The following is a 26,700-nucleotide window of genomic DNA, read 5'->3' as shown; positions in this document are numbered from 1 at the left end:
GACAGTGCGGGCCGGCAGCGCGTCCCGGCAGCGCGGGCCGGCAGCGCGGGCCGACGGTGCGGCCTGTCAGCGCGTCCCGGCGTCGGCGAGCGCCCGGCTCACCCCGGGCTCCCTCGGCCCGAGGAACCTCGGGTCGGGCCGCAGCACGGCGTCCAGCACCGCCTTCCCGGCCGCGAACACCTCGCGGGTGCCGCCGTAGTACCACGTGACGTCGTGCACGGCGTCCACCCCGACGCCGTACGACCGCACGCCCGCCGCCTCGCACAGGGCGACCGCCCGGCGGATGTGGAAGGTCTGGCTGACCAGGACGGCCCGGTCCACCCCGAAGATCTTCCGGGCGCGCACGCAGGAGTCCCAGGTGTCGAAGCCGGCGTAGTCGGTCACGATCCGGGTGCCGGGGACGCCGTGCCGGGTCAGGTACGCGCGCATCGCGTCCGGCTCGTCGTAGTCCTCGCGGCTGTTGTCGCCGGTGACCAGCACCACCTTCACCCGGCCCGCGTGGTAGAGCCGCGCCGCCGCGTCCAGCCGGTGCGCGAGGTACGGCGACGGCTCGCCGTCCCACAGCCCGGCGCCGAAGACGACGGCCACGTCGGTGCGCGGCACGTCCCCGACGCCGCGCAGCCGGTCGCCGGTCACCACGTACAGCCAGGTCATCGGCAGCAGCGCCAGCACGCACCCGGCCATCACGGCCTGCACCAGCCGCCGCTGCCCGGTCCGGGTGCGCGGCAGCCGCGGCCGGAGTCGCGGCCGGAGCCGCGTTCGTGCCGTGCTGCCCACCGTGCGGCCCCCTGCCGCCGGGCTCCGTTTCGTTCCGCGCGTGGCACGGCGCATAGGACGGTTCCTCCCCGGGTGGCCCGCACGGGCCTCGACCAGTCAGGACGCGGCGCACGGCGCACCGGTTCACCGCCGGCGCACCACCGGTGGGCCGTCCTCGCGACCGCCGCCGCGCCCCCTCAGTCGCCTCACACCACCCGCGCCCGCCGAGTGAAAGCGCGGAAAACACCCGTCACCACCGCGCAACGGCGGCGCAACCTCCGCCCGGGAGGATCGACGCATGACGGCGTCGAACCCTCCCCGCGACGAACTGCCCCCCGCCGCCGGCGACCCGCCGGCCGCCGGGCCCCGCCTCGACAGCACGGCGCACATCATGAACAGCATCAGCACCGAGCTCGCGGACCGGCTCGCGGTCGTCCCGCTGCGCGGCAGACGCCGGCCCGCCCCGCCGCCCGCCCTGGTCCTGGTGGCGCACGGCAGCCGCGACCCGCGCGCGCTGAGCACCGTGACGGCCCTCATGGACCGGGTCCGCGCGGCGCGCCCCGGACTGGCCGTGCGCCTGGGGCACATCGAGCTCAACGAGCCGCTGCTGCCCGACACCCTCGCCGCCCTGGGCGACGGCGACGCCGTCCTCGTGCCGCTGCTGCTGAGCCCCGGCCACCACGTCAAGCGGGACATCCCCGAGACGGCCGCCGCCGCGGCGGCGCGCACCCGGGTGGCCGCGCCGCTCGGCCCGCACGCGCTGCTCGTGGAGACCCTGCACGACCGGCTGACCGAGGCCGGCTGGCCCGGCCGGCCGGGGGCCGCCGCGCGGCGCACGAGCGCGGTGGTGCTGGCCGCCGCCGGCTCGCGCGACCCGGACTCCGCGGCCGGCACCCGCCGCACCGCACGGCTCCTCGCCGACCGGCTCGGCGTGCCGGTGGTGCCCGCCTACGCCTCGGCGGCCGCGCCCACCGTCCCGGAAGCCCTGCGCGCCCTCGCGGCCAGGGGCCGCCACCGCGTCGCCGTGGCCTCCTGCTTCACCGCGCCCGGCCGCTTCGCCACCCAGTGCGCCGAGGCCGCCCCCTGGATCGCCTCCGCCCCACTGGGCGCCCACCCGGCGATGGCCCGCCTGGTCCTGCACCGCTACGACGAGGCGCTGACCACCGTTCGCCCGACCCGGCACCCCACGCTGGCATCGGCGTGAACCCGGGCGCGACGGGGACGGGCGCCACCGTGACACCGCCTGCGTGAGCCCGTCGTAACGGCGGCCGCGGGGGCGACGCCGCACCCCATGCACGCGCGCGCCGGCCGGGCGACCGTACGCGGCCGCACGGTACGACGACGGGCGCGCCCCCGGACGGAGGGGCGGTGGTGGCCCAGAGGGCACGGGGCCGCCCGTCGGCATCGCGCGCGGGCGCGACCACATGGCCGTACGTCGCCGTACGTGGCCGCACGGCAGGACGGCCGACGTGACCCGAGCGGCGGGACGAACCCGCACCTCGTGCACGTGGGCGCCGGTCGCGCGGCCGTACGCAGCGGCCCGCCGACCGCCGGACACGAGCCGGGCGCCGGACGTGGGCCGGGTTCGGGGGCGCCGGACGCGGGCCGGGCTCGGGACGGCGGCTGCGGGCCGGGCGCCGGACGTGGGCCGGGCCCGGGACGGCGGCTGCGGGCTGGGCGCCGGACGTGGGCCACCCCGGGGCGCCGGACGCCGGACCCGGGCTGGGCGCCGGACGTGGGCCACCCCGGGGCGCCGGACGCGGGCCGGGCTCGGGACGGCGGCTGCGGGCCGGGCGCCGGACGTGGGCCGGGCCCGGGACGGCGGCTGCGGGCTGGGCGCCGGACGTGGGCCACCCCGGGGCGCCGGACGTCGGACCCGGGCCGGGCGTCGGACGCGGGCCGTGTCCCGGGGCGGCGGACCGGGCAGGGCCAGCCCTGGTGCGCCGGACGTGGGCCGGGCCCGCCGCCCGCGGATGACGGCGCGTCGGCGCCGGGCTCACCGCGCCCGGGCTCACCGCGCCCGGACTCGCCGCCCGCCGGACCCGCCCCCGCCCCGCCCGACTCCCGGCCGGAAACGGACGGTGACGCACCGATTGTCGGTGGCTGCGCTTACTGTCGAGGCATGGAAGGGATCGCGCCGGGGACAGCCGCGCCGTACGAGAACCACCTCCCGCCCGCCGGCTACGACCCGCCGGCGGTCGAGCGGTGGGCGCCCGAGCCGGACAAGCGGCCCGGCCGGACGGCGTTCCAGCGCGACCGCGCGCGCGTGCTGCACTCCGCCGCCCTCAGACGGCTGGCCGGCAAGACCCAGGTGGTCACTCCGGGCTCGCTGCCCCAGGCGAGCGGCCCGGCCCGCGCCGGGGGCGCCTCCCCGCACGCCTGGGACGCCAGCCCGCGCACCCGGCTGACCCACTCCCTGGAGTGCGCCCAGGTCGGCCGGGAGCTGGGCGCCGCCCTGGGCTGCGACCCCGACCTGGTGGAGGCCGCCTGCCTCTCCCACGACCTCGGGCACCCGCCGTTCGGGCACAACGGCGAGCAGGCGCTGAACGAGTTCGCGGCGGACTGCGGCGGCTTCGAGGGCAACGCCCAGTCCCTGCGCCTGCTCACCCGCATCGAGCCCAAGCGCTTCGTCCCCGACCCCGCGACGGGCGAGGCGGTCAGCGTCGGCCTCAACCTCACCCGCGCCACCCTGGACGCCGCCACCAAGTACCCCTGGCCGCGCGGCGCCCACCCCACCGACCCGGCCTCCCCGAAGTTCGGGGTCTACGAGGACGACCGGCCGGTGTTCGACTGGGTGCGCAAGGAGGCGCCCGGCACCCGCACCTGCTTCGAGGCCCAGGTCATGGACTGGTCCGACGACGTGGCGTACTCGGTGCACGACTTCGAGGACGGCCTGCACGCCGGCCACATCGACCCGGCCTGCCTGCGGTCCGAGCCCGAACGGCAGGCGGTGTTCGCCGTGGCCGTCGGACGGTACGTCCCCTCCGGCACCGACCCCGCCGAGCTCGCCGAGGCCCTGGACCGGCTCCTGGAACAGCCGTGGTGGCCGCACGGCTACGACGGCTCGGCGATCGCCCAGGCCCGCCTGAAGGACGCCACCAGCCAGCTCATCGGCCGCTTCTGCCTGGCCGCCGAGGGAGCGACCCGGCAGATGTACGGCAGCGGGCGCCTGAGCCGGTACGCGGCCGAGCTGGTCGTCCCCGTGAGCACCCGAATGGAGTGCGCCGTCCTCAAGGCGGTCGCCGACCGCTACGTCATGCAGCGCGCCGAGCAGGAACGGCTGCGCGCCGACCAGCGGATCGTGGTCGCCGAACTCGCCGAGGCGCTCACCGCCCGCGCCCCGCACGGCCTCGACCCGCAGTTCCGCGCCCTGTTCGGCCGGGCCGACGACGACCGCGCCCGCAAGCGCGTGATCGTCGACCAGATCGCGTCCCTCACCGACGCCTCGGCCCGCTCGCTGCACGCACGCCTGACAGGGCAGGGAAGACCTTGACAGCGCGCTTACCGACACCCGTGATACCCGTGGGACCGAAGAGACTGCACACAAGACTGCACCGGGCCCCGGACAGGTCCTCGAGGTGACCCCCGTGGCCTGATCGGGCCACTCCCTCTTCCCGCACCACGCTCCGTGCGGGACGCTCGCAGGTGGCGACACCCTTACGAGGAGGCATCAAGTGGTCGACGCGGATCAGACATTCGTCATCGTCGGAGGAGGTCTGGCCGGCGCCAAGGCGGCCGAGACCCTCCGCGCGGAGGGCTTCAGCGGCCGCGTGATACTGATCAGCGACGAACGCGACCACCCCTACGAGCGCCCCCCGCTGTCCAAGGGCTATCTGCTCGGCAAGGAGGAGCGCGACAGCGTCTTCGTGCACGAGCCCGCCTGGTACGCGCGCAACGACGTCGAGCTGCACCTCGGCCAGACCGTCGTCGCCATCGACCGCGCCGCCAGGACCGTCCACTACGGCGACGACGGCACCCACGTGCGCTACGACAAGCTGCTGCTGACCACCGGCGCCGAGCCGCGCCGCCTGGACATCCCCGGCACCGACCTCGCCGGCGTCCACCACCTGCGCCGCCTGGCCCACGCCGAACGGCTGAGGAACGTCCTCGCCCACCTCGGCCGCGACAACGGCCACCTGGTGATCGCCGGCGGTGGCTGGATCGGGCTTGAGGTGGCCGCCGCGGCCCGCGAGTACGGCGCCGAGGTCACCGTCGTCGAGCCGTCCCCCACCCCGCTGCACCACGTCCTCGGCCCCGAGCTCGGCCAGGTCTTCGCCGAGCTGCACCGCGCGCACGGCGTCCGCTTCCACTTCGGCGCCCGGCTGACCGAGATCGTCGGCCAGGACGGCATGGTGCTGGCCGCCCGCACCGACGACGGCGAGGAGCACCCCTGCCACGACGTGCTCGCCGCGATCGGCGCCGCCCCGCGGGTGGCGCTCGCCGAGTCGGCGGGCCTGGAGCTGGCCGACCGCGCCCTCGGCGGCGGAGTGGCGGTGGACGAGCGGCTGCGCACCTCCGACCCCGACATCTACGCGGCCGGTGACGTGGCCTGCTTCCCGCACGGCCTGTTCTCCACCCGGCTGCGGGTCGAGCACTGGGCCAACGCCCTCAACGGCGGCCCGGCGGCGGCCCGCGCGATGCTCGGCGCGGACGCCCCCTACGACCGCGTGCCGTACTTCTTCTCCGACCAGTACGACGTCGGCATGGAGTACAGCGGATGGGCGCCGCCCGGGTCCTACGACCAGGTGGTGATCCGGGGCGACGCCGCCAAGCACGAGTTCATCGCCTTCTGGCTGAAGGAGGGCAGGGTCCTGGCCGGGATGAACGTCAACGTGTGGGACGTCACGGACCCGATCCAGCACCTGATCCGCACCCGGGCACGGGTGGACACGGACGCGCTGGCGGACCCGCACGTCCCGCTGACCGGCCTGGTCGGCTAGGTTCTGCCGTCCCGAGCGGCAGAACCTGGCCGGGCGGGACTGTCATGGCGGCCCCGTAGAATTCACGCGTGGCAGGACGGATCAACGACGAGGACGTGAAGGCGGTACGGGACGCGGTCCCGATCGACGCCGTCGTGTCCGAGTACCTCCAGCTGCGCAACGCGGGCGGCGGCAACCTCAAGGGCCTGTGCCCGTTCCACGACGAGAAGTCGCCGTCCTTCCAGGTCAGCCCGGGCAAGGGACTCTTCCACTGCTTCGGCTGCCAGGAGGGCGGCGACACCATCACCTTCGTGATGAAGATCGACCACCTCTCCTTCTCCGAGGCGGTCGAGCGCCTGGCCGCCCAGGCCGGCATCACCCTGCGCTACGAGGAGGGCGGGTACAACCCCGCCCACCAGCGCGGCGAGCGCATCCGCCTGGTCGAGGCGCACAAGCTGGCCGCCGAGTGGTACGCCGAGCAGCTCGCGCACTCGGCCGAGGCCGAGACCGGCCGCGTCTTCCTCGCCGAGCGCGGCTTCGACCAGGCCGCCGCCGTCCACTTCGGCGTCGGCTACAGCCCGCAGGGCTGGGACCACCTCACCCGCTTCCTGCGCGGCAAGGGATTCTCCGACAAGGAACTGCTGCTGTCCGGCCTCGCCCAGGAGGGCCGCCGCGGCCCCATCGACCGCTTCCGCGGCCGGCTGATGTGGCCGATCCGCGACATCGGCGGCGACGTGGTCGGCTTCGGCGCGCGCAAGCTGTACGAGGCCGACACCGGGCCCAAGTACCTGAACACCCCCGAGACGGCGATCTACAAGAAGTCCCAGGTCCTCTACGGCATCGACCTGGCGAAGAAGGAGATCGCCAAGACCTCCCGGGCGGTCGTGGTCGAGGGCTACACCGACGTCATGGCCTGCCACCTGGCCGGCGTCACCACCGCGATCGCCACCTGCGGCACGGCCTTCGGCGGCGACCACATCAAGATCCTGCGCCGGCTGCTGATGGACAACGGCTCCGCCCGGGTGATCTTCACCTTCGACGGGGACGCCGCCGGGCAGAAGGCCGCCCTGCGCGCCTTCGAGGACGACCAGAAGTTCGCCGCCGAGACCTACATCGCGATCGCCCCGGACGGCATGGACCCCTGCGACCTGCGGCTGGCCAAGGGCGACGAGGCGGTCGCCGACCTGGCCGAACCCCGCACGCCGCTCTTCGAGTTCGCGCTCCGGCAGATCGTCGCCCGCTACGACCTGGACACCGCCGCCGGCCGCGCCGCCGCCCTCGACGAGGCCGCCCCGGTCGTCGCCCGGATCAAGAACAGCGGCGCCCAGCACGAGGTCGCCGTCCAGCTCGCCGGCCTGCTCGGCATCCTCGACACCCAGTTCGTGGTCCGGCGGGTGGCCCAGCTGGCCCGCTGGGCCCGCGAGCGCGGCGGCGCCGGCGGCCGCGGCGGCCCGGACCGGCAGCAGGGCCGCGCCCCGCAGCAGTACGCCACGGCCCGCCCCGCCGCCCCGCGCGGCCCGGCGCTCAACCTGCGCAACCCGGTGTACGCGACCGAACGGGAGCTGCTGAAGCTGGCGCTGCAGCGCCCGGAGCTGGTCTCCCCGGCCTTCGACGCGTACGGCGTCGACGAGTTCACCGCCCCGCCCTACGCCGCCGTCCGCCAGGCCATCCTGGACGCGGGCGGCGCCGAGCACGGCGTCGGCGACCCCCAGGAGTACCTGGTCCGCGTCCGCGACGCCGCCCCGGACGACACGGTCCGCGCGATGGTCACCGAGCTCGCCGTGGAGGCGATCCTGCTCCGCCGGGAGGTGGACGAGGCCTACGCGGGCGCGCAGCTCGTCACGGTCCGCCGCCGCGCGGTCGAACGCCGCATCCGCGACCTGCAGAGCACGGTCGCCCGCCTCGGCACCGGCGGCGACCCCGCCCGGCTCGCGGCCGCGCAGAACGAGCTGTGGATCCTCCAGCAGTACGACCAGGCCCTGCGCGAGCGCGGCGCGGCGGCGCTGTGAGCACGGGCGCGACCGCCGGTCCGGCACCCGCGCCGTCCCGGTAACCGGCCGGTCACGGACCGATCGCAAAAAGTCACCGCACGCCCCTCGTGGCGGCTGTGTGTCGTACCCCACACTGGGTCCGGTGCCTGAGTCCTCGGAGCGCGGCCGGTCCGTCCCCCACGGGTCCGACATTCCCGCGGTTCCGCTCATCGCGTACGGGACGGACAGCGGCGAGGCCGCCGACTCCGCCCCCCGAGTCCCGCTGCCGCCCAGCTCAGCAGCGAACATCCTGGAGGTCGCCGCCGTGCAGACCCAGACCCTCGATCAGACCGACACCGCCCCCGCCCTTGTCGTCGCGGCCGTACCCCCGCAGGACCGGGCCGGACACCACCCCGAGACGGAGACCCGGCCCGGGACGGACACCCCGCCCGAGCCGGAGGAACCTTCCGCCGCGGCGCTGGAGAGCGAGCCGCCCGAGCCCGTCGAACCGCCCGCCGCGCCCGCCCGCGCCGAGACCGGCGGCCCCTCCTCCGACCTGTTCCGCCAGTACCTGCGCGAGATCGGCCGCATCCCGCTGCTCACCGCCGCCGAGGAGGTCGAACTCGCCCGCCGGGTGGAGGCCGGACTGTTCGCCGAGGAGAAACTCGCCTGCACCCAGGACCTGGACAGCCGGCTCGCCCTGGACCTCGACCGGCTCGTCGTCATGGGCCGGATGGCCAAGCGCCGCCTCATCGAGGCCAATCTGCGGCTGGTGGTGTCCGTCGCCAAGCGGTACGTCGGCCGCGGGCTGACCATGCTCGACCTCGTGCAGGAGGGCAACCTCGGACTGATCCGGGCCGTGGAGAAGTTCGACTACGCCCGCGGCTACAAGTTCTCCACCTACGCCACCTGGTGGATCCGCCAGGCCATGTCCCGGGCCCTGGCCGACCAGGCCCGCACCATCCGTGTGCCCGTCCACGTCGTGGAGCTCATCAACCGCGTCGTGCGCGTGCAGCGCCGGATGCTGCAGGAGCGCGGCTACGAGCCGACCCCCGACGAGGTGGCCGCGCACCTCGAACTGCCCCCGGAGCGGGTCAGCGAGGTGCTGCGGCTGGCGCAGGAGCCCGTCTCCCTGCACGCCCCCGTCGGCGAGGAGGACGACGTGGCCCTCGGCGACCTCATCGAGGACGGCGACGCCGCCTCGCCGGTGGAGTCCGCGGCGTTCCTGCTGCTGCGCGAGCACCTCGAGGCCGTGCTGTCCACGCTCGGCGAGCGCGAGCGCAAGGTGGTCCAGCTGCGCTACGGGCTCGTCGACGGCCGTCCGCGCACCCTGGAGGAGATCGGGCGCATCTTCGGCGTCACCCGGGAGCGGATCCGGCAGATCGAGTCCAAGACCCTCAGCAAACTGCGCGACCACGCCTTCGCCGACCAGCTCCGCGGCTACCTGGACTGAGCGGGGGCCGCCCGCCCCGGACGCACCGGGCGACGAGCGGCCCCCGGATACCGGGCGGACGGCCCCGAGCGGCCGCCGCGGCTCAGTCGACCTCCGCCACCGCCTGCGCGAACTGCGCCTTGTACAGCCGGGCGTAGGCCCCGTCGGCCGCCAGCAGCTCGTCGTGGGCGCCCTGTTCGACGATCGAGCCGTTCTCCATCACCAGGATGGTGTCCGCGTCCCGGATCGTGGAGAGCCGGTGCGCGATGACGAACGACGTCCTGCCGTGCTGGAGTTTGGCCATCGCCTTCTGGATCAGCACCTCGGTGCGGGTGTCGACCGAACTCGTCGCCTCGTCCAGGACGAGGATCACCGGGTCGGACAGGAACGCCCGCGCGATGGTGACGAGCTGCTTCTCACCGGCGCTCACCCCGGAGCCCTCGTCGTCGATCACGGTGTCGTAGCCGTCGGGCAGCGTCCGGATGAACCGGTCGGCGTGCGCGGCCCGGGCCGCCTCCTCGATCTCGCCGCGGGTCACCTCGCGGGAGGCGCCGTAGGCGATGTTCTCCGCGATCGTGCCGCCGAACAGCCAGGTGTCCTGGAGCACCATGCCGATCGCGGACCGCAGTTCGTCGCGGGACATCGCGGCGACGTCGATGCCGTCGAGGGTGATGCGCCCGCCGGTGACGTCGTAGAACCGCATCAGCAGGTTGACCAGCGTGGTCTTGCCCGCGCCGGTCGGGCCGACGATCGCGACCGTGTGACCGGGCTCCACCGTCAGCGACAGGTCCTCGATGAGCGGCTTGTCCTCCTCGTAGCGGAACGACACGTGCTCCAGCGCGACCCGCCCGCGCAGCTCCTCCGGCCGCACGCCCGGCACCGGGTCCGCCTCCTGCTCCTCGGCGTCGAGCAGTTCGAAGACCCGCTCGGCGGAGGCGACGCCCGACTGCACCAGGTTCGCCATCGAGGCGACCTGCGTCAGCGGCATCGAGAACTGCCGCGAGTACTGGATGAAGGCCTGCACGTCACCGATGGACAGCGCGCCCGAGGCGACCCGCAGCCCGCCGACGACCGCCACCAGCACATAGTTGAGGTTCGACACGAACATCATCAGCGGCTGCATGACGCCGCTGTTGAACTGCGCCCTGAAGCCCGCCTCGTACAGCGCCTCGTTCTGCTCGGCGAACTGCCGCGCCGACTCCTCCTGCCGGCCGAACACCTTCACCAGGGTGTGCCCGGTGTACATCTCCTCGATGTGCGCGTTCAGTTTGCCGGTGGAGCGCCACTGCTGCACGAAGTGCGGCTGCGACCGCTTGCCGACCCGCGTGGCGACCACGAAGGACAGCGGCACGGTCACCAGCGCCACCAGCGCCAGCAGCCAGGAGACGTAGAACATCATCACCAGCACGCCGATGACGGTCAGCACCGAGTTGATCAGCTGGCCCATGGACTGCTGGAGCGTCTGGCCGATGTTGTCGATGTCGTTGGTGGCCCGGGAGAGCACCTCGCCGCGCTGGCGCTTGTCGAAGTACGACAGCGGCAGCCGCGACAGCTTGGTCTGCACGTCCTCGCGCATCCGGAACACCGTCCGGTTCACCGCCCGGTTGACCAGCCGGGTCGCCACCGCCATCAGCAGGCCGGCGGCCAGGAAGGTGCACAGCGCGAACAGCAGCACCTCGCCGACGGCGCCGAAGTCGATGCCCTGGCCCGGGGTGAAGTCCGTGCCCTCGAGCATGTCGGCGACGCCGCCCTGGCCGCGCTGCCGCATCCCGTCCAGCACCTGCTCCTTGGACAGGCCCGACGGCATCCGCCGGCCGATGATCCCGGCGAACACCAGGTCGGTGGCCCGGCCGAGGATCTTCGGCCCGATCACGCTCAGGGTGACGCTCAGCACGACGCACGTCAGCAGCGCGTAGATCGTGCCGCGTTCCGGCCTGAACCGCGCGACGAGCCGTCTGCCCGACTTCTTGAAGTCCATCGAGCGGTTGTCGGGGCCGCCGCCGGCCATCATCCGCCCCATCGGCCCGGCCATCAGGCAGCCTCCGCTTCCGTCAGCTGGGAGAGCACGATCTCCCGGTAGGTCTCGTTGTCCGCCATCAGTTCGTGGTGGCGTCCGGTGCCCACCACCCGTCCCTCGTCCAGGACGACGATGCGGTCGGCGTCGCGGATGGTCGCCACCCGCTGGGCGACGATGACGACGGTCGCCTCCGCGGTCTCGCGGGCGAGCGCCGCCCGCAGCGCCGCGTCGGTGGCGTAGTCCAGCGCGGAGAAGGAGTCGTCGAAGAGGTAGATCTCCGGGCGCTGCACCAGGGTGCGGGCGATGGCCAGACGCTGGCGCTGACCGCCGGAGACATTGGTGCCGCCCTGGGCGATCGGCGCGTTCAGACCGCCCTCCAGGCCGCTGACGAAGTCCTTGGCCTGCGCCACCTCGAGCGCGTGCCACAGCTCCTCGTCGGTGGCGTCCGGGTTGCCGTAGCGCAGGTTGGTCGCCACGGTACCGGCGAACAGGTACGGCCGCTGCGGGACCAGGCCCACCGTCCGCGCCAGCATCGCGGGGGAGAGGGTGCGCACGTCCACCCCGTCGACGAGGACCTGGCCCTCGGTGGCGTCGAACAGCCGGGGCACCAGCCCCAGCAGGGTGGACTTGCCGCTGCCGGTGGACCCGATGACGGCGGTGACCTCGCCGGGGCGCGCCACCAGGTCGACGGCCTTGAGCACGGGCTCCTCGGCCCCCGGATAGCGGAAGCCGGCCTGACGGATCTCCAGATGGCCGTGGCGGCGCAGCTCCAGGACCGGCGCGGTGGGCGGCACGACGCTGGACTCGGTGTCCAGCACCTCCTGGATGCGCTCGGCGCACACCTCCGCGCGCGGCACCATCATGAACATGAAGGTGGCCATCATCACGGACATCACGATCTGCATCAGATAGGCCAGGAACGCGGTCAGGTCGCCGATCTGCATCCCGCCGCTGTCGATGCGGTGCGCGCCGAACCACACCACCGCGATGGACGACAGGTTCACCACCGTCATCACCATCGGGAACATCAGCGCGAGCAGCCGGCCGGTGGCCAGCGACATCTCCGTCAGGTCCCCGTTGGCCCGGCGGAAGCGGTCCTTCTCGTACTCGTCGCGGACGAAGGCGCGGATGACCCGGTTGCCGGTGATCTGCTCGCGCAGCACCCGGTTCACCGTGTCCAGACGCGTCTGCATGGCCCGGAACAGCGGGCGCAGCCGGCGCACGATCAGCGTCACGCAGATGCCGAGCACCGGCACCACGGCCACCAGCACGCCCGACAGCGGCACGTCCAGGCCGAGCGCCAGCACCACCCCGCCCACGCACATGATGGGCGCCGAGACCATCAGGGTGAACGTCATCAGGGCCAGCATCTGGACCTGCTGGACGTCGTTGGTCGTCCGGGTGATGAGGGACGGCGCCCCGAAGTGGCCGACCTCGCGCGCCGAGAAGGACTGCACGCGGTCGAAGACGGCGGCCCGCACGTCCCGCCCGAGGGCGGAGGCGGTCCGGGCGCCGTAGTACACGGCGCCGATGTTGCACACGACCTGCGCCAGCGAGATGCCGATCATCACGGCACCGAAGGCCAGGATGTAACCGGTGTCCCCCTTGACGACACCGTTGTCGATGATGTGGGCGTTGAGGGTGGGCAGGTAGAGGGTGGCGCAGGTCTGCAGGAACTGCAGCGCCACGAGCAGGGCGATGGGTTTCTTGTAGGGCCTGAGGCAGGTCCGCAGAAGTCGTATGAGCACGCTGGTCTCTCGGAGTCGGCGGTGGGGCCGGTCGTTGTCCCCTGGCCCCTATCGTCGGACACTCCACCCGCGTTACCTCAACCGATTAACCCGATAGCGGTCCACCGGCCGACGCGCCGTCAGCCCGCGGACCTAGGCCATGTCCTGCGCCATCGCAGTGAAGCGGGCCCGGAACGCGCCATCGGAGTGGATCAGGCCCGGAACGCCCCGGGATGGATCTGTTCGCGCACCGACACGTACTGCTGGCGCACCGCCTGGCCCACCGCCAGTTCCTCTCCCGGCTCCAGGACCTGGGCGACCGCGCCCTGCCAGACCGGCGGGGTGCGGGGGTTCAGGACGCCCTGGGAGACGCCGAGCGCCCAGGCGGCCTGCCGGGCGGCGCCGATCGCCGCGTAGTCGGCGGGCTGCGGCACGACGACCTGCGCGCCGAACAGCGCGGGCGCCGCCGCCTGCACGGCCGGCAGCTCGGCGGCCTGGCCGAGCAGGAAGACGCGCCGCACCTCCACGCCCCGCCCGCGCAGCACGTCCAGCGCGTCCGCGAGCCCGCACAGCATGCCCTCGAACGCGGCCCGCGCGAAGTGCTCGGGCTTCATCGACTCGCGCCGCAGACCGGCCAGCGTCCCCGCGGTGTGCGGCAGACTCGGGGTCCGCTCGCCCTCCAGATAGGGCAGCAGTACGAGGCCGTGGGAGCCCGGAGTCGACTTCATCGCCAGGTCCGACAGGGCCTCCAGGTCGCTCACGCCGAGGAGTTCGGCGGCGCCGCGCAGGGCCCGCACGGCGTTCAGCGTGGTGACGACGGGCAGATGCATGCCCGTGGCGTCGGCGAGCGAGGTGATCATTCCGCTCTGGTCGACCAGCGCCTCGGGGTGCACGGCCATCACCGAGCCCGAAGCGCCCAGCGAGACCACGACGTCGCCCAGTCCCAGCCCCAGCCCGAAGGCGGCGGCCATGGTCTCCCCGGTGCCGGCGGAGATCAGCAGCCCCTCCGGGGTGGTGCCGGCCGCCTCGGCGGGCCCGATCACCTCGGGGAGCATCGCCTGGTGGCCGAGCGCCAGCTCCACCAGATCGGGGCGGTAGGCGCCGGTGGCCGCCGACCAGTACCCGGTGGCGGAGGCGCCGCCGCGGTCCGTGGTCCGTCTGAGCGGCCGTCCCAGGAGCTGCCAGACCAGCCAGTCGTGCGCCTGGAGCAGCACGGCGGTGCGGCGGGCGGCCTCCGGCTCGTTCTTGGCGAGCCAGCGCAGCTTGGTCACCGGGTGCGAGGCCTGCGGCACGGAGCCGACCGCCTGCGCCCAGGCCTCCCGGCCGCCGAGCGCGTCGATCAGATCGGCCGCGGCCACCTGGGCCCGCCGGTCGCCGCCGACCAGCGCGGGCCGCACGGTGGCGCCCTGCGTGTCCAGCGGGACCAGCGCGTTCTGCTGCGCGGACACGCCGATGGCCTGCACGCCCTCCAGCAGCCCGCCGCCCGCGGCCTCCCCGAGGGAGAGCAGCCAGGCCTGCGGGTCGACGTCGGCGGGTCGGCCCCCGCCCTCGGGGCTCTCCACCGGATGCGGCGCGTATCCCTGCCGGAGCACGGCTCCGGTGTCCGTGTCGCAGACCACGATGCGAGTGAAATCGGGCGAACTGTCCAGCCCGGCGACTATCCCCATGGCGAAAATTCTGCCGTACGGCGAGGGGTGTCCGTACCGGGTAGCGACGGGTCCCCGGGGCTGCCTCCCCCGGGGACCCGTCCGACGTGCGGTGTCACGGGGTGCTGCTGGTGCCCCAGTCGTCGGCGGCACTGCCGTTGCTTCCGTGGGTGCGCAGGGCGCGCACCCGCTGGGCCACCGACTCGGGTACGCGGTCGCCGACCTTCTCGCTCACCGTGTGGTAGGCCTTGCCGGCGAACTGGCGGCCCTGCTGTGCCGCGGTCTCGGCGGTGTTGCGCACCGCGGGGTTCTGCGCGACCTGGCGCGCGGACCTCATCAGCTGTTCGTAGCGTTCCCGTCCGGCCTTGGTGCCCAGCACATAACCCAGGGCGAGCCCGGCGATGAACGCGAGCCGGTAGCGCATGATGGCCACCCTTCCTTGCCTCGTGGTCGACAGCGGGGGGATACCGATTGGCGGAGCACCCCCCAGCTTGCGCTAATGTATGTGTCGCAGCGAGCGCGCGCCTCCTGGCGAATACCCAGGCAGGGGCGTTCGATGCAACGAGGCATTCCTCCGTAGCTCAATTGGCAGAGCAGCCGGCTGTTAACCGGCAGGTTACTGGTTCGAGTCCAGTCGGGGGAGCTCGATCCTCCGTAGCTCAATTGGCAGAGCAGCCGGCTGTTAACCGGCAGGTTACTGGTTCGAGTCCAGTCGGGGGAGCATGCTGAACGAGGACCCTGCGGGGTCCTTTTTCATGTCCGGTTTCACGGCCCGGGGAACCGCCGCGACCGCGGTGAAGTCCTCGGGATCGTGAGGGGCCGCGGTAAGCCGACCATGGCGAAGCAGGAGATCGTATGAGCGGCTATGCTGCGGCAGACGGCGCGCACACATGTACGCGACGCGCCGCAACGGGGCGGTAGCTCAGCCGGTTAGAGCAGCGGACTCATAATCCGTCGGCCGTGGGTTCGAGTCCCACCCGCCCCACCAGGCGCTACCCGCGCAGAAGCGTTTCTACTTGCGGGAACGCAGGAAAGAGGGCCGCCACGCGGGCGTGGCGGCCCCTTCTTCACTCCCTCGGACCAGCCCGTGCCGGCGATGTCCTCCAACTGGGCTGGGGCGGCCGCGCACGACGCGCGCCGCGCGGGGTGGGCGGCGGGCGGGGCGTCAGGCGCGGTCGTCGGCGGCGTCGCTCGTGTCGGGCAGGTCGTCGCGGTCGCCCTCGGCCTGGGAGGGCGTGGGGTAGGGCGTGTCGGGGTGGTCGGCGGTGCGGCGCGTGTCGTTGTCGTCGCGCTCGCCCTCGGCCTGGGAAGGGGTGTGCTCTCTCATCGTGCTGACTCCATCGTGGTGACTCCTGCGTGGTGACTCCTGCGTGGTGACTCCTGCGTGGTGACTCCTGCGGGCGGGGATGGCCACTCGGGCAGCCGAGTACCCGCGGACGCGGCACGTCACCCGGCGCCCGGCGTACGGCCCGCTTGGCCGGGGACCGGCTCGCGGGGCCGCGGACGGGTTCGCGGGGCCGCGGACGGGTTCGCGGGGCCGCGGACGGGTTCGCGGGGCCGCGGACGGGCCCGCGGGCGTGTGTCCGGGTTCAGGAAGGCGGGTGCGGGGCGTCGCGGTCGAGGGTGCGGCCGATCGCGGCGCGCAGGGCCGTGCGGACCGGCTCCGGCAGCGGGGGGCCGCCGGGGTCGGTGCCGGCCGTGATCGCGGCGGCCACCGTGCGCAGTTTGGTGTTGGACAGCTGCGAGGTCTCCCGCAGGATGTCCCAGGCCTGCTGGGCCGTGCAGGCGTGGGCGGCCATGAGGATGCCCCGCGCCTGGTCGATCACCGGGCGGGAGACGATGGCCTGGCGGAGCTGCCCTATCTCCTCCTCCAGTTGCAGCAGCCGCTCCATCCGCTCCAGGGCGACCGCCGAGACGACCGGCCGCCCCGGCCGGTCCGCCGGTGCCGCGCCGCCCGTCGGGTGCAGCGGGTCGGTGGTGTCCAGGCCGGCCAGCTCCAGGATGCGGCGCGGCTGACCGGTCCAGCCGGTGGCCGTCACGTCCAGCGCATGGCGCGTGCCGTGGTCGTGGAGGGTGTCCAGGAACTCCAGTCCCGCCGTGTCCATGAAGGTCACCCGGGCCATGTCCAGGGCGACCCGGGTCGTCCCCGGCGGCAGCTGGGCCAGCGCCTTGGCCAGCGTGGTGGCGCAGCCGTGGACCAGCTCCCCGTGCGGGGTGAGGGTCACCCGGCCGTCCGGGTGCCGCCGCACGTCGATGGTCAGGCTCTCGACCAGGATGTTCAGCCGTCGTGCGAGAGGGTGTGATGCCGCTGAGGTCATGTCCCCGCCTTGCTTCGTCACCGGCAGTCCTCGCGCGTCCTCACGACGCCGCGTTCCCCGTCGCCGCCGGGGAGCGCGGCCCGGTACGGGGCCACGACCGCACCACGCCGTGTCCGGAACCGGACTCCGCGGTGTTCCGGCGGTGCTCCGCTTGCTCCTGCCCGTTTCGCGGGACAGTACACACAATCGGGGGGTAAGGGATCGTCTGTGTGTGCCGCCGCGCGCGGTCGGCGGGGTACCCGGGAGGCGTCCCGCCGGGGGCGGCGTCCGGGCGGCGTCCGGGCGGCGGACGCGGGCGGGGCGCATACTGGTCCCGCCAGAGGCGGTCCGGCGGCCGGGAGCGGGCCGCCGTACCCAGGCCGCACCGGCCGCCGTCCGGGCGCCGCCGACACCGGCGACACCGGCGGCACTCGGTCCGGCCCGCCGGGAATCGAGGTCTCGATGCCATGACCGCAGTCGCGGAGCCCTTCGCGCACCCCGCCCTGTTCTACCGGGACGAGCGGGAGTACCTCGCGGGCGTCGTGCCCTTCGTGCGCGCCGGACTGGAGGCGGGGGAGCCGGTCGCCGTCGCCGTGCCCGGCGAGAACCTGCGGCTGATCGAGGCCGGGCTGGGCCGGGACGCGGCGGCGGTACGGCTGCTGGACATGCGCGAGGCGGGACGCAACCCCGGCCGGATCATCCCCGCGGTGCTGTGCGCCTTCGCCGACGAAGGGGCGGCGGGCCGGCGGGTGCGCATCGTGGGCGAGCCGGTGTGGGCCGGCCGCACACCGGACGAGTACCCCGCCTGCGCCCAGCACGAGGCGCTGATCAACACGGCGTTCCGGGGCCGCGAGGTCACCATCCTGTGCCCGTACGACGCCGTACGGCTCGACGAGCGCGCCCTGGCCGACGCCCGTGCCACGCACCCCGTCGTCCTCGCCCGGGGCTCCGCCGCGGCCGGCGCGCGGTCCGGCACCCTCGCCGAGCAGGCCGGCACCCCCTGCGCGCAGGCCGGCACCGCTTACGCGCCCGACCGCGTCCTCGCCCGCTGCAACGAGCCGCTGCCGGTCGTGCGGGAGGCGGTGTGCTTCGCCTTCACGGCGGGGACCCTGTCACGGGCCCGGCACGTCGCCGCCGCGGAGGCCGCGCGGCTGGGTCTGGCCGGCACCCGGCTGGAGGACCTGGCCCTGACCGCGGCCGAGCTGACCACGAACAGCGTGGTGCACGGCGGCGGTTCGGGCGAGCTGCGGGTGTGGGCCGCGGGCGGGCACGTGCTGTGCGAGGTGCGCGACGCCGGCCGCCTGGACGATCCGCTGGCCGGGCGCCGGCCCGCGGTCCGCGGGCAGCGCGGCGGACGCGGGCTGCTCCTGGTCAACCTGGTCGCGGACCTCGTCCGGGTGCACACCGGCGGCCGGGGCACCACGGTCCGCTGCTGGTTCGCACACTGACCGGGGCGGGTTCGCACTCCGGCCGGGGCCGGTTCGCACTCCGACCGGGGCGAGTGCGGTCGCGGCCGGGGAGGCTCGACGACGGCGGGGCGTTGGCGCGCGGAGGCGCGGCCACGGCGCGGCGTTCGCGTGCGGAGGCAACGTGCCCGCCGCCAGGCCACGGCGGGGCGGTCGCGCGCGGAGGCGCGGCCGCGGCGGCGCGGCCGTGCGGGTCAGGTTCCCAGCGGGTTCAGCGCCAGGGGTTCGATCCTGCCCTCCAGCATGGCGCCCAGGCCCTGGACGGCGCAGACGTCGGGGCGTTCGGCGATGTGCACCGGCATGTCGGTCGCCTCGCGCAGCATCTGGTCCAGGCCCGGCAGCAGCGCTGAGCCGCCGACCATCATGATGCCGCGGTCGGCGAGGTCGGCCACCAGGTCCGGGGGGCACTCCCGCAGCACCTTGTAGATGCCGTCGAGCACGGCGGTCAGCGGAGTCTGGATGGCGTCGCGCACGGCGGCGGTGTCCACCCGCACCGACCGGGCCAGGCCGGTGGCCACGTCCCGCCCGTGGATCTCCGTGGAGGCCGGGCCGTGCGGATCGAGCCCGCCGCCGGACAGGGCGAGCTGCAGCGGCCGTACCGACTGGCTGGGCAGCATCAACGCGTGGGCGTGGCGCAGGTGCTGCACGATCGCGTGCTCGACCGCCTCGCCGCCGACCGGGATGCGTTCGGCGGTGACGATCGAGCCGAGCGAGAGCACGGCCACCTGGGTCGCCGCCGCCCCGCACACCATGATCATGGTCGCCTCGGGCCGCTCCACGGGCAGCCCGCAGCCGACCGCCGCCGCGATGAGCGTGTCGACCAGCTCCACGCGGCGCGCCCCGAGCCCCACCAGCGTCTCGATCGTGGCCCGCCGGGCGAGCGGATCGGCGTCGTGCGGGGTGCAGGCGGCGGCCCGCAGCCAGGGCTTGCGGCGCAGGCTCCGGCGCATCCGGTCGCCCAGCAGATGGCGCAGCATGCGCTGGGCCATCTCGATGTCGACGACCGTGCCTCCGGACACCGGGCGGGCCACCCGGATGTAGTGGGGCGTACGGCCCGTCATCCGCTCCGCGAACTCGCCGACCGCGAGCAGCGCCCCGGTACGGGTGTTGACGGCGGCCACCGAGGGCTGGTCCACGACGAGTCCGGCGCCCTTGACGTAGACCCGGGTCCGGGCGGCTCCCAGGTCGACGGCGACATGGCAGCGGCGCAACTGCTCCAGACTGGCGGTCATGGCGGAACCTCCCGAGCGCGGACCAGGACGGCCGCCGACCGGCGGCCTCCTTCGCATCGTGCGGGGGCGAGGGAGCGGGCGCCTGTTCTGGGGGGCCGGGCGGGGTGCGGCTGTACGGGTGCATTTTATGGTTATGCGCTGAATAAGCGCCAGATAAGGCGTCGTCACCCTGTATCGTCCTTCGTTTCCCCGGCGGCGCGCCGCACCCCCCGGCGCACGGCCGACGCCCGTCGACTCGCCTGCCGTACAAGGCTCGTTGAGCGCGGCTTCCGCGCCGGCCTCGGCTTTCCCGCCGGCCTCGGCTTTCCCGCCGGCCTCGGCTTCCCGGCCGCCCTCGGCCTCACCCCCGGAGCGCGCGTGCAGAGGCCGTACCGGCGCCGGGGTCGGGGTCGGGCTCAGGCTCAGGCCGTTGTGTCGTCCTCGTGGCCGACGATGCCGCGGATCACTCCCAGGTCCACCAGGTCCTGCGGGCGCAGGCGGAGCGCGTCCGCGGTGGCCGGTATCCGTTCCGGCGGACGCTTGAGGATCGCGGCGGCCAGTTCGGGGGCTATCACCGAGAAGTAACTGTCCGGCGTGGCCCAGGTGTTGCCGGGCGCGGCCAGGGCGAGGGCGCCGCCCGAGCCGCCCTCGCCGATCACCAGCGTGGTGAGCGGGCTCCCGGCGGCGGCCACCGCGCCGAACAGTTCGGCGATCGCGGCGCCCACGCCCTGCCGCTCCGCCTCGGCGTCGTTCGCCGCGCCCGGGGTGTCCACCAGGGTCAGCACCGGGATCCCGAGGCGCCCGGCGAGCCGGATCAGCCGTGTCGCGGTACGGTAGCCGGCCGGGCGGGTGGCGGCGCCCGTCTGGGCGGCGTACGCCACGGTACGGCCCTCGTGCTCGCCGAAGCCGCAGAGCATGCCGGCGTCGTCCGTGCCGCCGTGGCGGTCGCCGCGCAGGGCGACCCGCCGGGTGAAGTAGGCGTCCAGGTACCGGCCGGCGCGCGGGCGCCCGGGCTCGCGGGCACGCCGTACCGCCTCCCAGCCGGTGGCGGGCGGGTCCACCGTGCCGAGCGCCGCCGGCGGCGGGGCCGCGTCCGCCGAGGGCCGGGTCAGCAGCCGCAGCCACAGCCCGAGCGTGTCCCGCAGCTCCTCGGGCCGGACCACCGCGTCCACGAAGCCGGCCGCCGCCTGCGCCTCGGCCGTGTACGCCGCCGGATCGGCTCCGGGCGGCCGGACCCGGGAGCCGGCGAACCCGATCTGCGCCCCGGGGAGGGCGAGGACCACGTCGGCGCCCGCGCCCAGGGTGGCCCAGCCGCCGCCGGTGGTGGGATCGCGCACCACCGCGATCTGCGGCAGCCCGGCCGCCCGGGTGAGCGCCGACTGGTGGGCCACGCGCTGGAGCTGGGTGAGCGCGAGCATCCCCTCCTGCATCCGGCTGCCGCCGGTGGCCACCAGCGGGACGACCGGCAACCGGTGCGCGCGGGCGTGGGCGTACGCCCGCTCCAGCCGGTCGCCGGTGCGCCGGCCCAGCGAGCCGCCGAGGAAGCCGAACTCGAAGGCGATCAGCACCGCCCGGGTGCCCGCGACGCGCCCCGTGCCGCACACCACGGACTCCCGCTCGCCGGTGCGTGCGGCGGCGCGGGCGAGCAGGGCGTCGTAACCCTGCCAGCCGAGCGGGCCGTCGGGACCCTGCCGGCCGAGCGGGCCGTCGGGACCCTGCCGGCCGAGCGGGCCGCCGGGCTCCGCCCGCCCCGCGCCGTCGTCGGGGAGTTCGGCGAAGTCGTCGGCGACGAGGGCGAGGACCTCGCGGGCGGTGAGGCGGTCAGTCACGCGGCAGCGCCCGCTTCATGATCTTCCCCATGTCGTTGCGGGGCAGGGCGTCGAGGCAGCGGACCACCCGGGGCCGCTTGTGCGGGGCGAGCCGCCCGGCCACATGGGTGGCCAGTTCCTCGACGCCGGGCGGCCGCCCCGGGTCGGCCGGCACGATCCAGGCGACGATCCGCTCCCCGAGATCGGCGTCCGGCTCCCCGGTGACGGCGGCTTCGCGCACACGGGGGTGCTCGAGCAGGGCGTTCTCGATCTCACCGGCACCGATCTTGTAGCCGCCGCTCTTGATCAGGTCGGTGGCCCTGCGGCCGACGATGCGGACGTAGCCGTCCGGGTCGCGCACCGCCATGTCGCCGGTGCGGAAGAAGCCGTCGGCGGTGAAGGCGGCGGCCGTCGCGTCGGGCCGGTTGAGGTACTCGGTGAACAGGTTCGGCCCGCGCACCTGGATCTCGCCGACGCTCTCCCCGTCGTACGCCGTGATCGGCGTGCCGTCGTCCTCCACGAGCCGCAGCTCCACCCCCGGCAGCGGCACCCCGACCGTTCCCGGCCGGGCCTCGCCGTCGGCCCGCACGCTGGTGTTCATCAGTGTCTCCGTCATGCCGTACCGCTCGATCACCCGCCGGCCGGTCGCCGCCGCGATCCGCTCGTGGTCGTGCACGGGCAGCGCCGCGGACCCGGACACCAGCAGCCGGGCCCCGGCGAGCGCCTTCACCAGCCCCGGGTCGCCGGGCAGCGCCTCGGCGATCCGGTGGTACATGGTCGGCACGCCGAACAGCATGGTCGCCCCGCCGTTCAGCTCCCGGGCCACGCCCTCGGTGGTGAACCGGCCCAGGTGCCGTACCTCCCCGCCGCGGCGCAGCGGGCCGAGAACGCCCAGCACGAGCCCGTGCACATGGAACAGCGGCAGCCCGTGCACCAGCACGTCCTCGCCCGTCCACCGCCAGGCGTCGGCGAGCGCGTCCAGGGTGGTCGCGACCGCCCGGCGCGGGATGACGGCGCCCTTGGGCGGGCCGGTGGTGCCGGAGGTGTAGACGACGAGGGCCGGATCGCCGTCGCCTGCGCGGTCCCCGGGCACCGGCCCGGCCGCCCGTACGTCGACGTCGACGCGCTCCAGCCCGCCGAGCGCGCCGGGCAGTTCGGCCCCCGGCGCGGCCAGCACCGCCGACGGGGCGCTGTCGGCCAGGATGTGCCCGAGCTCCTTCTGGCCCGACCTGGGGTTCAGCGGCACGGCGGCCACGCCGGCCAGCAGCGCGCCCACGACCGCGACCGCGGTCTCCAGCTCCGTGGTCGCCCACACGGCGACCCGCGCGCGGCCCGCGGTCCGCCCCGCGACGGCCCCCGCCGCCGCGGCCAGCTCCGCGTACGTCAGCGCCCGCTCACCGAACCGCAGGGCGGCTCGCTCGCCGGAATCACCCGTCAGGGCGGGAAACAGTGAGGACACGCGGCGGCTCCTTGGGATGCGCGGACGGACGGACCGACGGACGGACGGGTGAACGGGCGGACGGACGAACGGGCGAGGGACGGAGGGACGGGAACGGAGGGGCGGAGGGGCGGAGGGACGGACGGGCGCGGGACGGAGGGACGACACTCCGTTCCTACCCCAAGCCCGGCATGATCCGTAGGCGGCGGCGTTTGACTCCGGTCACGTCGCCGCCGCCCCGGACCGCACCTCAGGCCGCCGCCTGCACCACGTCGGCCACCACACAGCTGACGTTGTCCGGGGCGCCCGCGCCGTCGGCGGCGCCGACCAGCACCCGCACGGCCTCGTCCGGGGCCGCCGCCCCGGTGAGCAGGGCGCGGATCCGCTCGTCGGGGACCACCCCCGACAGGCCGTCGGAGCACAGCAGATACCGGTCGCCGGGCAGGGGATCGTGCAGCCGCAGGTCCGGCACCGCCGCGCCGCCGCCCGACAGCGCCTTCAGCAGCAGCGCGCGCTGCGGATGGGCCGCGGCCTCCTCGGCCGTCAGCCGGCCCTCGTCCAGCAGCGACTGCACGAGCGTGTGGTCGTGGGTGATGCGGAACAGCTCGCCGTCGCGCAGCAGGTAGGCGCGGGTGTCCCCGATGTGGACCAGGGCGAGCCGGGAGCCGGTCCACAGCAGTGCGGTCAGTGTCGTACCGGCCTCCTCGCCGCCGGCGACGTCCCGCACCGCGCGGGTCGCCCCGCGCACCGCGTCCTCCAGCAGGTTCAGCAGCCCGCCGTCCGGCAGCTCCGGCACGTCCAGCGCCTTCAGCGCCGCCACGGCCGCGCTGCTCGCCGGGGCGCCCGCCGGGCCGTAGCCGTCGGCGACCGCGAGCAGCCGTGCGCCCGCGTAGGCGGTGTCCTGGTTGGCCGGCCGCACCCGGCCGCGGTCCGAATGGGCGCAGTAACGCAGTTCCAGCATGGTGGTGTCCTTCCCCGGCGGTGCCGAGAGGTGGTCGACGAGGAACGCGGCGAGGTCGCGCCGCACCGCCGTCTCCCGTTCGACCCGGGCCCAGTGGGCGCGGATCTCACCGGCCGCGGCGGCGGGTTCGAGGGCGCACACCCGGCGGATGCCGGCCAGCGGCATGTCCAGCCGCCTGAGCCACGCCACCAGCCGGGCCCGCTCGAGCTGCGTCACGGCGTAGTAGCGGTACCCGCTGTCCGGGTCGACCCGCTCCGGCCGCAGCAGCCCGAGTTCGTCGTACAGGCGCAGCGCCTTCGGCGAGAGCCCGCACGCCTTCGCGAAGGCGCCGATCGTCAGCATGTCCGTGCGCATCCGGTCCCCTCTCCCGTTCCGCCACCGATGCTGGGGCTTCACCGAAGGTGAAGGTCAAGGCGGGTGCCGCGGTTGCGCGGGGAGGTTGTCGGCCCGCGGTGCCGCGGCCGCCGCGCAGCCGTACGGGCCGCGCAGCCGTACGGGCCGCGCAGCCGTACGGAGAGGGGGGTGGTGGAGGCGGGGCCCGCCGCCGTTACTCGCCGACCGAGGTCCGCTGCAGCAGTCCCCAGGTGAACTCCGCGGTCACCGGCCGCCGTACGCCGCGCGCGTCCGGGGCGGTGAAGGCCAGCCCCCAGCGCGTCGGCGCGCTGCCCTCCAGCGGGCGGGCCGGGGCGAACGCGCGGGCCGCCTCGTCCACCGTGCAGGACCAGGGGGCCAGGTCCTCGACGGTGCGCAGTTCGGGGCCCCGAGCGCCCGGAGCGCGCACCAGCCACTCGTTCCAGACCCGGCCGTCCGGGGCGAGCAGCACCTCGAAGCGCAGGTCGGGCCAGAGCGGCAGCGGCCACTGCCAGGCCTCGCAGTCCAGGTCGCCGACGCGGCGGGCGGTCACCGACTCCGGCTCGCCCAGCACCGAGCGGTAGCGGGCGGCCGCCGAGCGGGCCCGCGGCGAGCGCACCATGGCCTGCCAGCGCCTGTTGGCCTCGCGCATCCGCGCCAGGGACACGCCCAGCGTGTGCCGGGCGTCCTCCACCAGGTCCGGATTGTGGTCGGCCATGCGGCGCAGCAGCACCAGCTGGAAGTCGAGCGGCGTGAAGGGACCCGAGGACGCAGGCATGCCCCCATGGTCGCCCAACCGGCCGCTCGCCCGCCCGCCCGACCGCTCGCCCGCCCGGCCACCCGGCCGCCCGTCCCGCCCGTTGCCCGCGCCACGCACGGTGACTAGCCTGTGTTCGCCATGCCGATCGCCTGTTGAAATCTCGAACACACATCACTTCAAGGAGAGGACCGGTCGTGGGACGCCTCGTACCTGCCGTGACCCGGGCTCTGGACATACTCGAGCTCTTCCTCGACGGGGACGGGACGCTCTCCGCCCCCGACATCGTGCGCCGGCTGCGGCTCCCGCGCACCACCGTGCACGAACTGGTCACCACGCTCGCCGCCCGGCAGTACATCGTCCCCGTGACCGGCCGGCCCGGACGCTACCGGCTCGGCGTACGCCCCTACCAGCTCGGCAGCCGCTACGCCGAGCAGCTCGACCTCGCCGCCGAGGGCCGGCAGGTCGCCCAATCCGTCGCCCAGACCTGCGACGAGACCGTCCATGTCGCCATCCTCGAGGACACCGACGTCATCTACATCGCCAAGGTCGACTCCACGCACGCGGTGCGCATGGTCTCCGCGGCCGGCCGCCGCCTGCCCGCGCACTGCACCTCGGTCGGCAAGATGCTGCTGGCCTCCCTGCCCGAGCGGGAACTCGCCGAGCGCATCCCGGACGGCGCCGAACTGGCCGCGATGACCCCCCACAGCATCACCGACCCCGTCGTCCTGCGCGAGAAGCTGGCCGGCATCCGGCAGCGGGGCATCGCCGTGGAGAGCCGGGAGTCCAACCCGGACGTCTCCTGCGTGGCCGCGCCGGTGCGCGACCGCACCGGGCAGGTGGTGGCCGCCCTGTCCATCTCCGTGCCGATGATCCGCTGGAGCGAGGAGCGCCGGGCCGAGCTGGAGCAGCTCGCCGCGAAGGGCGCCGCCGAGCTGTCCGAGCGCCTCGGCCACCGGAGCGCGGGATGAGGGCGCCGTTCGAGGTGGCCGTACGGGCGTGGGCCGAGCTGGGCGAGGGCCCCACCTGGGACCCGGCGGCCGGCCGGCTGATCTGGGTCGACATCCTCTCCTCCCGGGTGCACACCTACGACCCGGCGTCGGGCCGGCGCACCGTGCGCACGACCGGGCAGCACGTGGGCGCGGCCAAACCGCGGGCCGGCGGGGGACTGGTGCTGAACCTGCGCGACGGGGTCGGGCTGCTCGACCCGGACGGCGCCTTCCGCTGGCTGCACCACGACCCCGTGCCGGGCCGCCGCGGCAACGACGCGGCAGTCGCCCCCGACGGCTCGCTGTGGGCCGGCACCATGCGCTACGACGAGGCGCCGGGCGGCGGCACGCTGATCCGGCTGACCGCCGACGGACGGGCCACGACCGTCCTCGACGACGTGGCGGTGAGCAACGGCACCGGCTGGAGCCCCGACGGCCGCCTGATGTACTACGTCGACTCGCCGACCCGCCGCGTCGACGTGTTCGACACCGACGGCGAACGGGTCTCCGGCAGGCGCCCGCTGGCCCACGTGGAGGAGGGCGCCGGCTTCCCGGACGGCCTGACGGTCGACGCGGAGGGCTGCGTCTGGGTCGCCCTGTGGGACGGCGGGGCGGTCCGCCGGTACACCCCCGACGGCAGACTGGACCGGGTGCTGGAACTGCCCGTGCGGCGCCCCACGGCCTGCGCCTTCGGCGGCCCCGGCCTCACCGACCTCTACATCACCACCGCCCGCACGGGCCTGCCCGCCCCGCACCCGCTGGCGGGCTCGGTACTGGTCGTCCCCGACGCGGGCAGCGGCCTGCCCCAACCCCCCTTCGCCGGCTGACGCCCCGTCCGGCCCCCGCGGACCGGGCGCCCCGTCCGGCTCTCGCGGACCGGGCGCCCCGCCCGGGCGGACGCCCTGAAACCGGCGTCGCCCGTCGGGGCGCCGGACCAGCCCGGGCCGGCCGCCGA

At 74.9% G+C, this 26,700-nt stretch carries 20 protein-coding genes and 3 tRNA genes; 11 read left to right on the top strand and 12 right to left on the bottom strand.

Translation table 11 applies throughout. The features are described 5' to 3' along the window. Window positions 1-66: 66 nt before the first annotated feature. Window positions 67-831 carry a vancomycin high temperature exclusion protein gene (locus tag ACI2LW_RS22870; protein ID WP_404733060.1) on the bottom strand — a complete coding sequence of 255 codons (765 nt, stop codon included), beginning with the start codon at window positions 829-831 and terminating at the stop codon, window positions 67-69. A 223-nt stretch (window positions 832-1,054) separates the two neighbouring features. Here ACI2LW_RS22870 and ACI2LW_RS22865 point away from each other — a divergent pair, with 223 nt between their 5' ends. The 5 genes from ACI2LW_RS22865 (at window position 1,055) to ACI2LW_RS22845 (ending at window position 9,098) form a co-directional block, all read left to right on the top strand. Continuing rightward, window positions 1,055-1,960 (top strand): sirohydrochlorin chelatase, encoded by a 906-nt coding sequence (locus ACI2LW_RS22865; protein WP_404733059.1) that lies wholly within the window; start codon window positions 1,055-1,057, stop codon window positions 1,958-1,960. Window positions 1,961-2,878: 918 nt separating this feature from the next. Next, entirely contained in the window at window positions 2,879-4,249 is a 1,371-nt protein-coding gene (locus ACI2LW_RS22860) for a deoxyguanosinetriphosphate triphosphohydrolase (RefSeq protein ID WP_404733058.1), read from the top strand. 181 nt (window positions 4,250-4,430) lie between these two features. Continuing rightward, window positions 4,431-5,696 (top strand): NAD(P)/FAD-dependent oxidoreductase, encoded by a 1,266-nt coding sequence (locus ACI2LW_RS22855; RefSeq protein ID WP_404733057.1) that lies wholly within the window; start codon window positions 4,431-4,433, stop codon window positions 5,694-5,696. 68 nt (window positions 5,697-5,764) lie between these two features. Then, window positions 5,765-7,684 carry a DNA primase gene (gene dnaG, locus ACI2LW_RS22850; RefSeq protein ID WP_404733056.1) on the top strand — a complete coding sequence of 640 codons (1,920 nt, stop codon included), beginning with the start codon at window positions 5,765-5,767 and terminating at the stop codon, window positions 7,682-7,684. A 124-nt stretch (window positions 7,685-7,808) separates the two neighbouring features. Beyond that, on the top strand, window positions 7,809-9,098 hold the full coding sequence (locus ACI2LW_RS22845) for an RNA polymerase sigma factor (RefSeq protein ID WP_404733055.1): 1,290 nt from the start codon (window positions 7,809-7,811) through the stop codon (window positions 9,096-9,098). 82 nt (window positions 9,099-9,180) lie between these two features. On the opposite strand, the gene ACI2LW_RS22840 is transcribed toward ACI2LW_RS22845, so the two are convergent. The 4 genes from ACI2LW_RS22840 to ACI2LW_RS22825 form a co-directional block, all read right to left on the bottom strand. Continuing rightward, complete coding sequence (locus ACI2LW_RS22840) at window positions 9,181-11,109, bottom strand: ABC transporter ATP-binding protein (RefSeq protein WP_404733054.1); 1,929 nt, start codon at window positions 11,107-11,109, stop codon at window positions 9,181-9,183. After that, window positions 11,109-12,842 carry an ABC transporter ATP-binding protein gene (locus ACI2LW_RS22835; RefSeq protein ID WP_404733053.1) on the bottom strand — a complete coding sequence of 578 codons (1,734 nt, stop codon included), beginning with the start codon at window positions 12,840-12,842 and terminating at the stop codon, window positions 11,109-11,111. The genes ACI2LW_RS22840 and ACI2LW_RS22835 overlap by 1 nt, the downstream gene beginning before the upstream one ends. Window positions 12,843-13,033: 191 nt before the next feature. Beyond that, window positions 13,034-14,488, bottom strand: a complete 1,455-nt coding sequence (locus tag ACI2LW_RS22830; RefSeq protein ID WP_404733052.1) for an FGGY-family carbohydrate kinase — start codon at window positions 14,486-14,488, stop codon at window positions 13,034-13,036. A gap of 94 nt (window positions 14,489-14,582) precedes the next feature. Beyond that, entirely contained in the window at window positions 14,583-14,891 is a 309-nt protein-coding gene (locus tag ACI2LW_RS22825; RefSeq protein ID WP_404733051.1) for a YtxH domain-containing protein, read from the bottom strand. 146 nt (window positions 14,892-15,037) lie between these two features. Between ACI2LW_RS22825 and ACI2LW_RS22820 the strand changes: the two genes are divergently transcribed. From ACI2LW_RS22820 to ACI2LW_RS22810, 3 genes are all read left to right on the top strand, one after another. Next, a tRNA-Asn gene (locus ACI2LW_RS22820) sits at window positions 15,038-15,110 on the top strand. Window positions 15,111-15,115: 5 nt separating this feature from the next. Continuing rightward, a tRNA-Asn gene (locus ACI2LW_RS22815) sits at window positions 15,116-15,188 on the top strand. Window positions 15,189-15,378: 190 nt separating this feature from the next. Next, window positions 15,379-15,455, top strand: a tRNA-Ile gene (locus ACI2LW_RS22810). Between the two features lie 177 nt (window positions 15,456-15,632). Here ACI2LW_RS22810 and ACI2LW_RS22805 read toward each other — a convergent pair. Further along, on the bottom strand, window positions 15,633-15,794 hold the full coding sequence (locus ACI2LW_RS22805; protein WP_404733050.1) for a hypothetical protein: 162 nt from the start codon (window positions 15,792-15,794) through the stop codon (window positions 15,633-15,635). A 262-nt stretch (window positions 15,795-16,056) separates the two neighbouring features. Beyond that, entirely contained in the window at window positions 16,057-16,785 is a 729-nt protein-coding gene (locus ACI2LW_RS22800; RefSeq protein WP_404733049.1) for an ANTAR domain-containing response regulator, read from the bottom strand. Window positions 16,786-17,231: 446 nt separating this feature from the next. Between ACI2LW_RS22800 and ACI2LW_RS22795 the strand changes: the two genes are divergently transcribed. After that, the gene (locus tag ACI2LW_RS22795) at window positions 17,232-18,212 is read left to right on the top strand and encodes an anti-sigma factor RsbA family regulatory protein (RefSeq protein ID WP_404733048.1); all 981 of its coding nucleotides are present in this window, start codon (window positions 17,232-17,234) and stop codon (window positions 18,210-18,212) included. A 212-nt stretch (window positions 18,213-18,424) separates the two neighbouring features. Here the strand turns inward: ACI2LW_RS22795 and ACI2LW_RS22790 are convergent, their stop codons facing one another. The 5 genes from ACI2LW_RS22790 to ACI2LW_RS22770 all read right to left on the bottom strand — a co-directional run bounded on the left by ACI2LW_RS22790 (window position 18,425) and on the right by ACI2LW_RS22770 (window position 24,777). Next, window positions 18,425-19,462 carry a rod shape-determining protein gene (locus ACI2LW_RS22790; RefSeq protein WP_404733047.1) on the bottom strand — a complete coding sequence of 346 codons (1,038 nt, stop codon included), beginning with the start codon at window positions 19,460-19,462 and terminating at the stop codon, window positions 18,425-18,427. Between the two features lie 401 nt (window positions 19,463-19,863). Continuing rightward, on the bottom strand, window positions 19,864-21,270 hold the full coding sequence (locus ACI2LW_RS22785; protein WP_404733046.1) for a carboxyl transferase domain-containing protein: 1,407 nt from the start codon (window positions 21,268-21,270) through the stop codon (window positions 19,864-19,866). Continuing rightward, window positions 21,263-22,708, bottom strand: coding sequence for an acyl-CoA synthetase (locus tag ACI2LW_RS22780; RefSeq protein WP_404733045.1), 1,446 nt, complete (start codon window positions 22,706-22,708; stop codon window positions 21,263-21,265). Before ACI2LW_RS22780 ends, ACI2LW_RS22785 begins: the two co-directional genes overlap by 8 nt. Before the next feature lie 229 nt (window positions 22,709-22,937). Then, window positions 22,938-24,002 (bottom strand): MerR family transcriptional regulator, encoded by a 1,065-nt coding sequence (locus tag ACI2LW_RS22775; RefSeq protein WP_404733044.1) that lies wholly within the window; start codon window positions 24,000-24,002, stop codon window positions 22,938-22,940. 193 nt (window positions 24,003-24,195) lie between these two features. Further along, entirely contained in the window at window positions 24,196-24,777 is a 582-nt protein-coding gene (locus tag ACI2LW_RS22770; RefSeq protein WP_404733043.1) for a hypothetical protein, read from the bottom strand. Between the two features lie 176 nt (window positions 24,778-24,953). On the opposite strand from ACI2LW_RS22770, the gene ACI2LW_RS22765 reads away from it, so the two are divergent. Together ACI2LW_RS22765 and ACI2LW_RS22760 are read left to right on the top strand one after the other, a co-directional pair. Further along, a complete protein-coding gene (locus tag ACI2LW_RS22765) occupies window positions 24,954-25,727 on the top strand; it encodes an IclR family transcriptional regulator (protein ID WP_404733042.1) in 774 nt (257 codons plus the stop codon). Continuing rightward, window positions 25,724-26,572 (top strand): SMP-30/gluconolactonase/LRE family protein, encoded by an 849-nt coding sequence (locus ACI2LW_RS22760; protein ID WP_404733041.1) that lies wholly within the window; start codon window positions 25,724-25,726, stop codon window positions 26,570-26,572. The genes ACI2LW_RS22765 and ACI2LW_RS22760 overlap by 4 nt, the downstream gene beginning before the upstream one ends. Window positions 26,573-26,700 lie beyond the last annotated feature (128 nt).

The sequence above is a fragment of the Streptomyces sp. NPDC004065 genome, from assembly GCF_044903565.1.
Lineage (GTDB): Bacteria > Actinomycetota > Actinomycetes > Streptomycetales > Streptomycetaceae > Streptomyces.
This window is presented reverse-complemented; position numbering and strand designations above follow the sequence as displayed.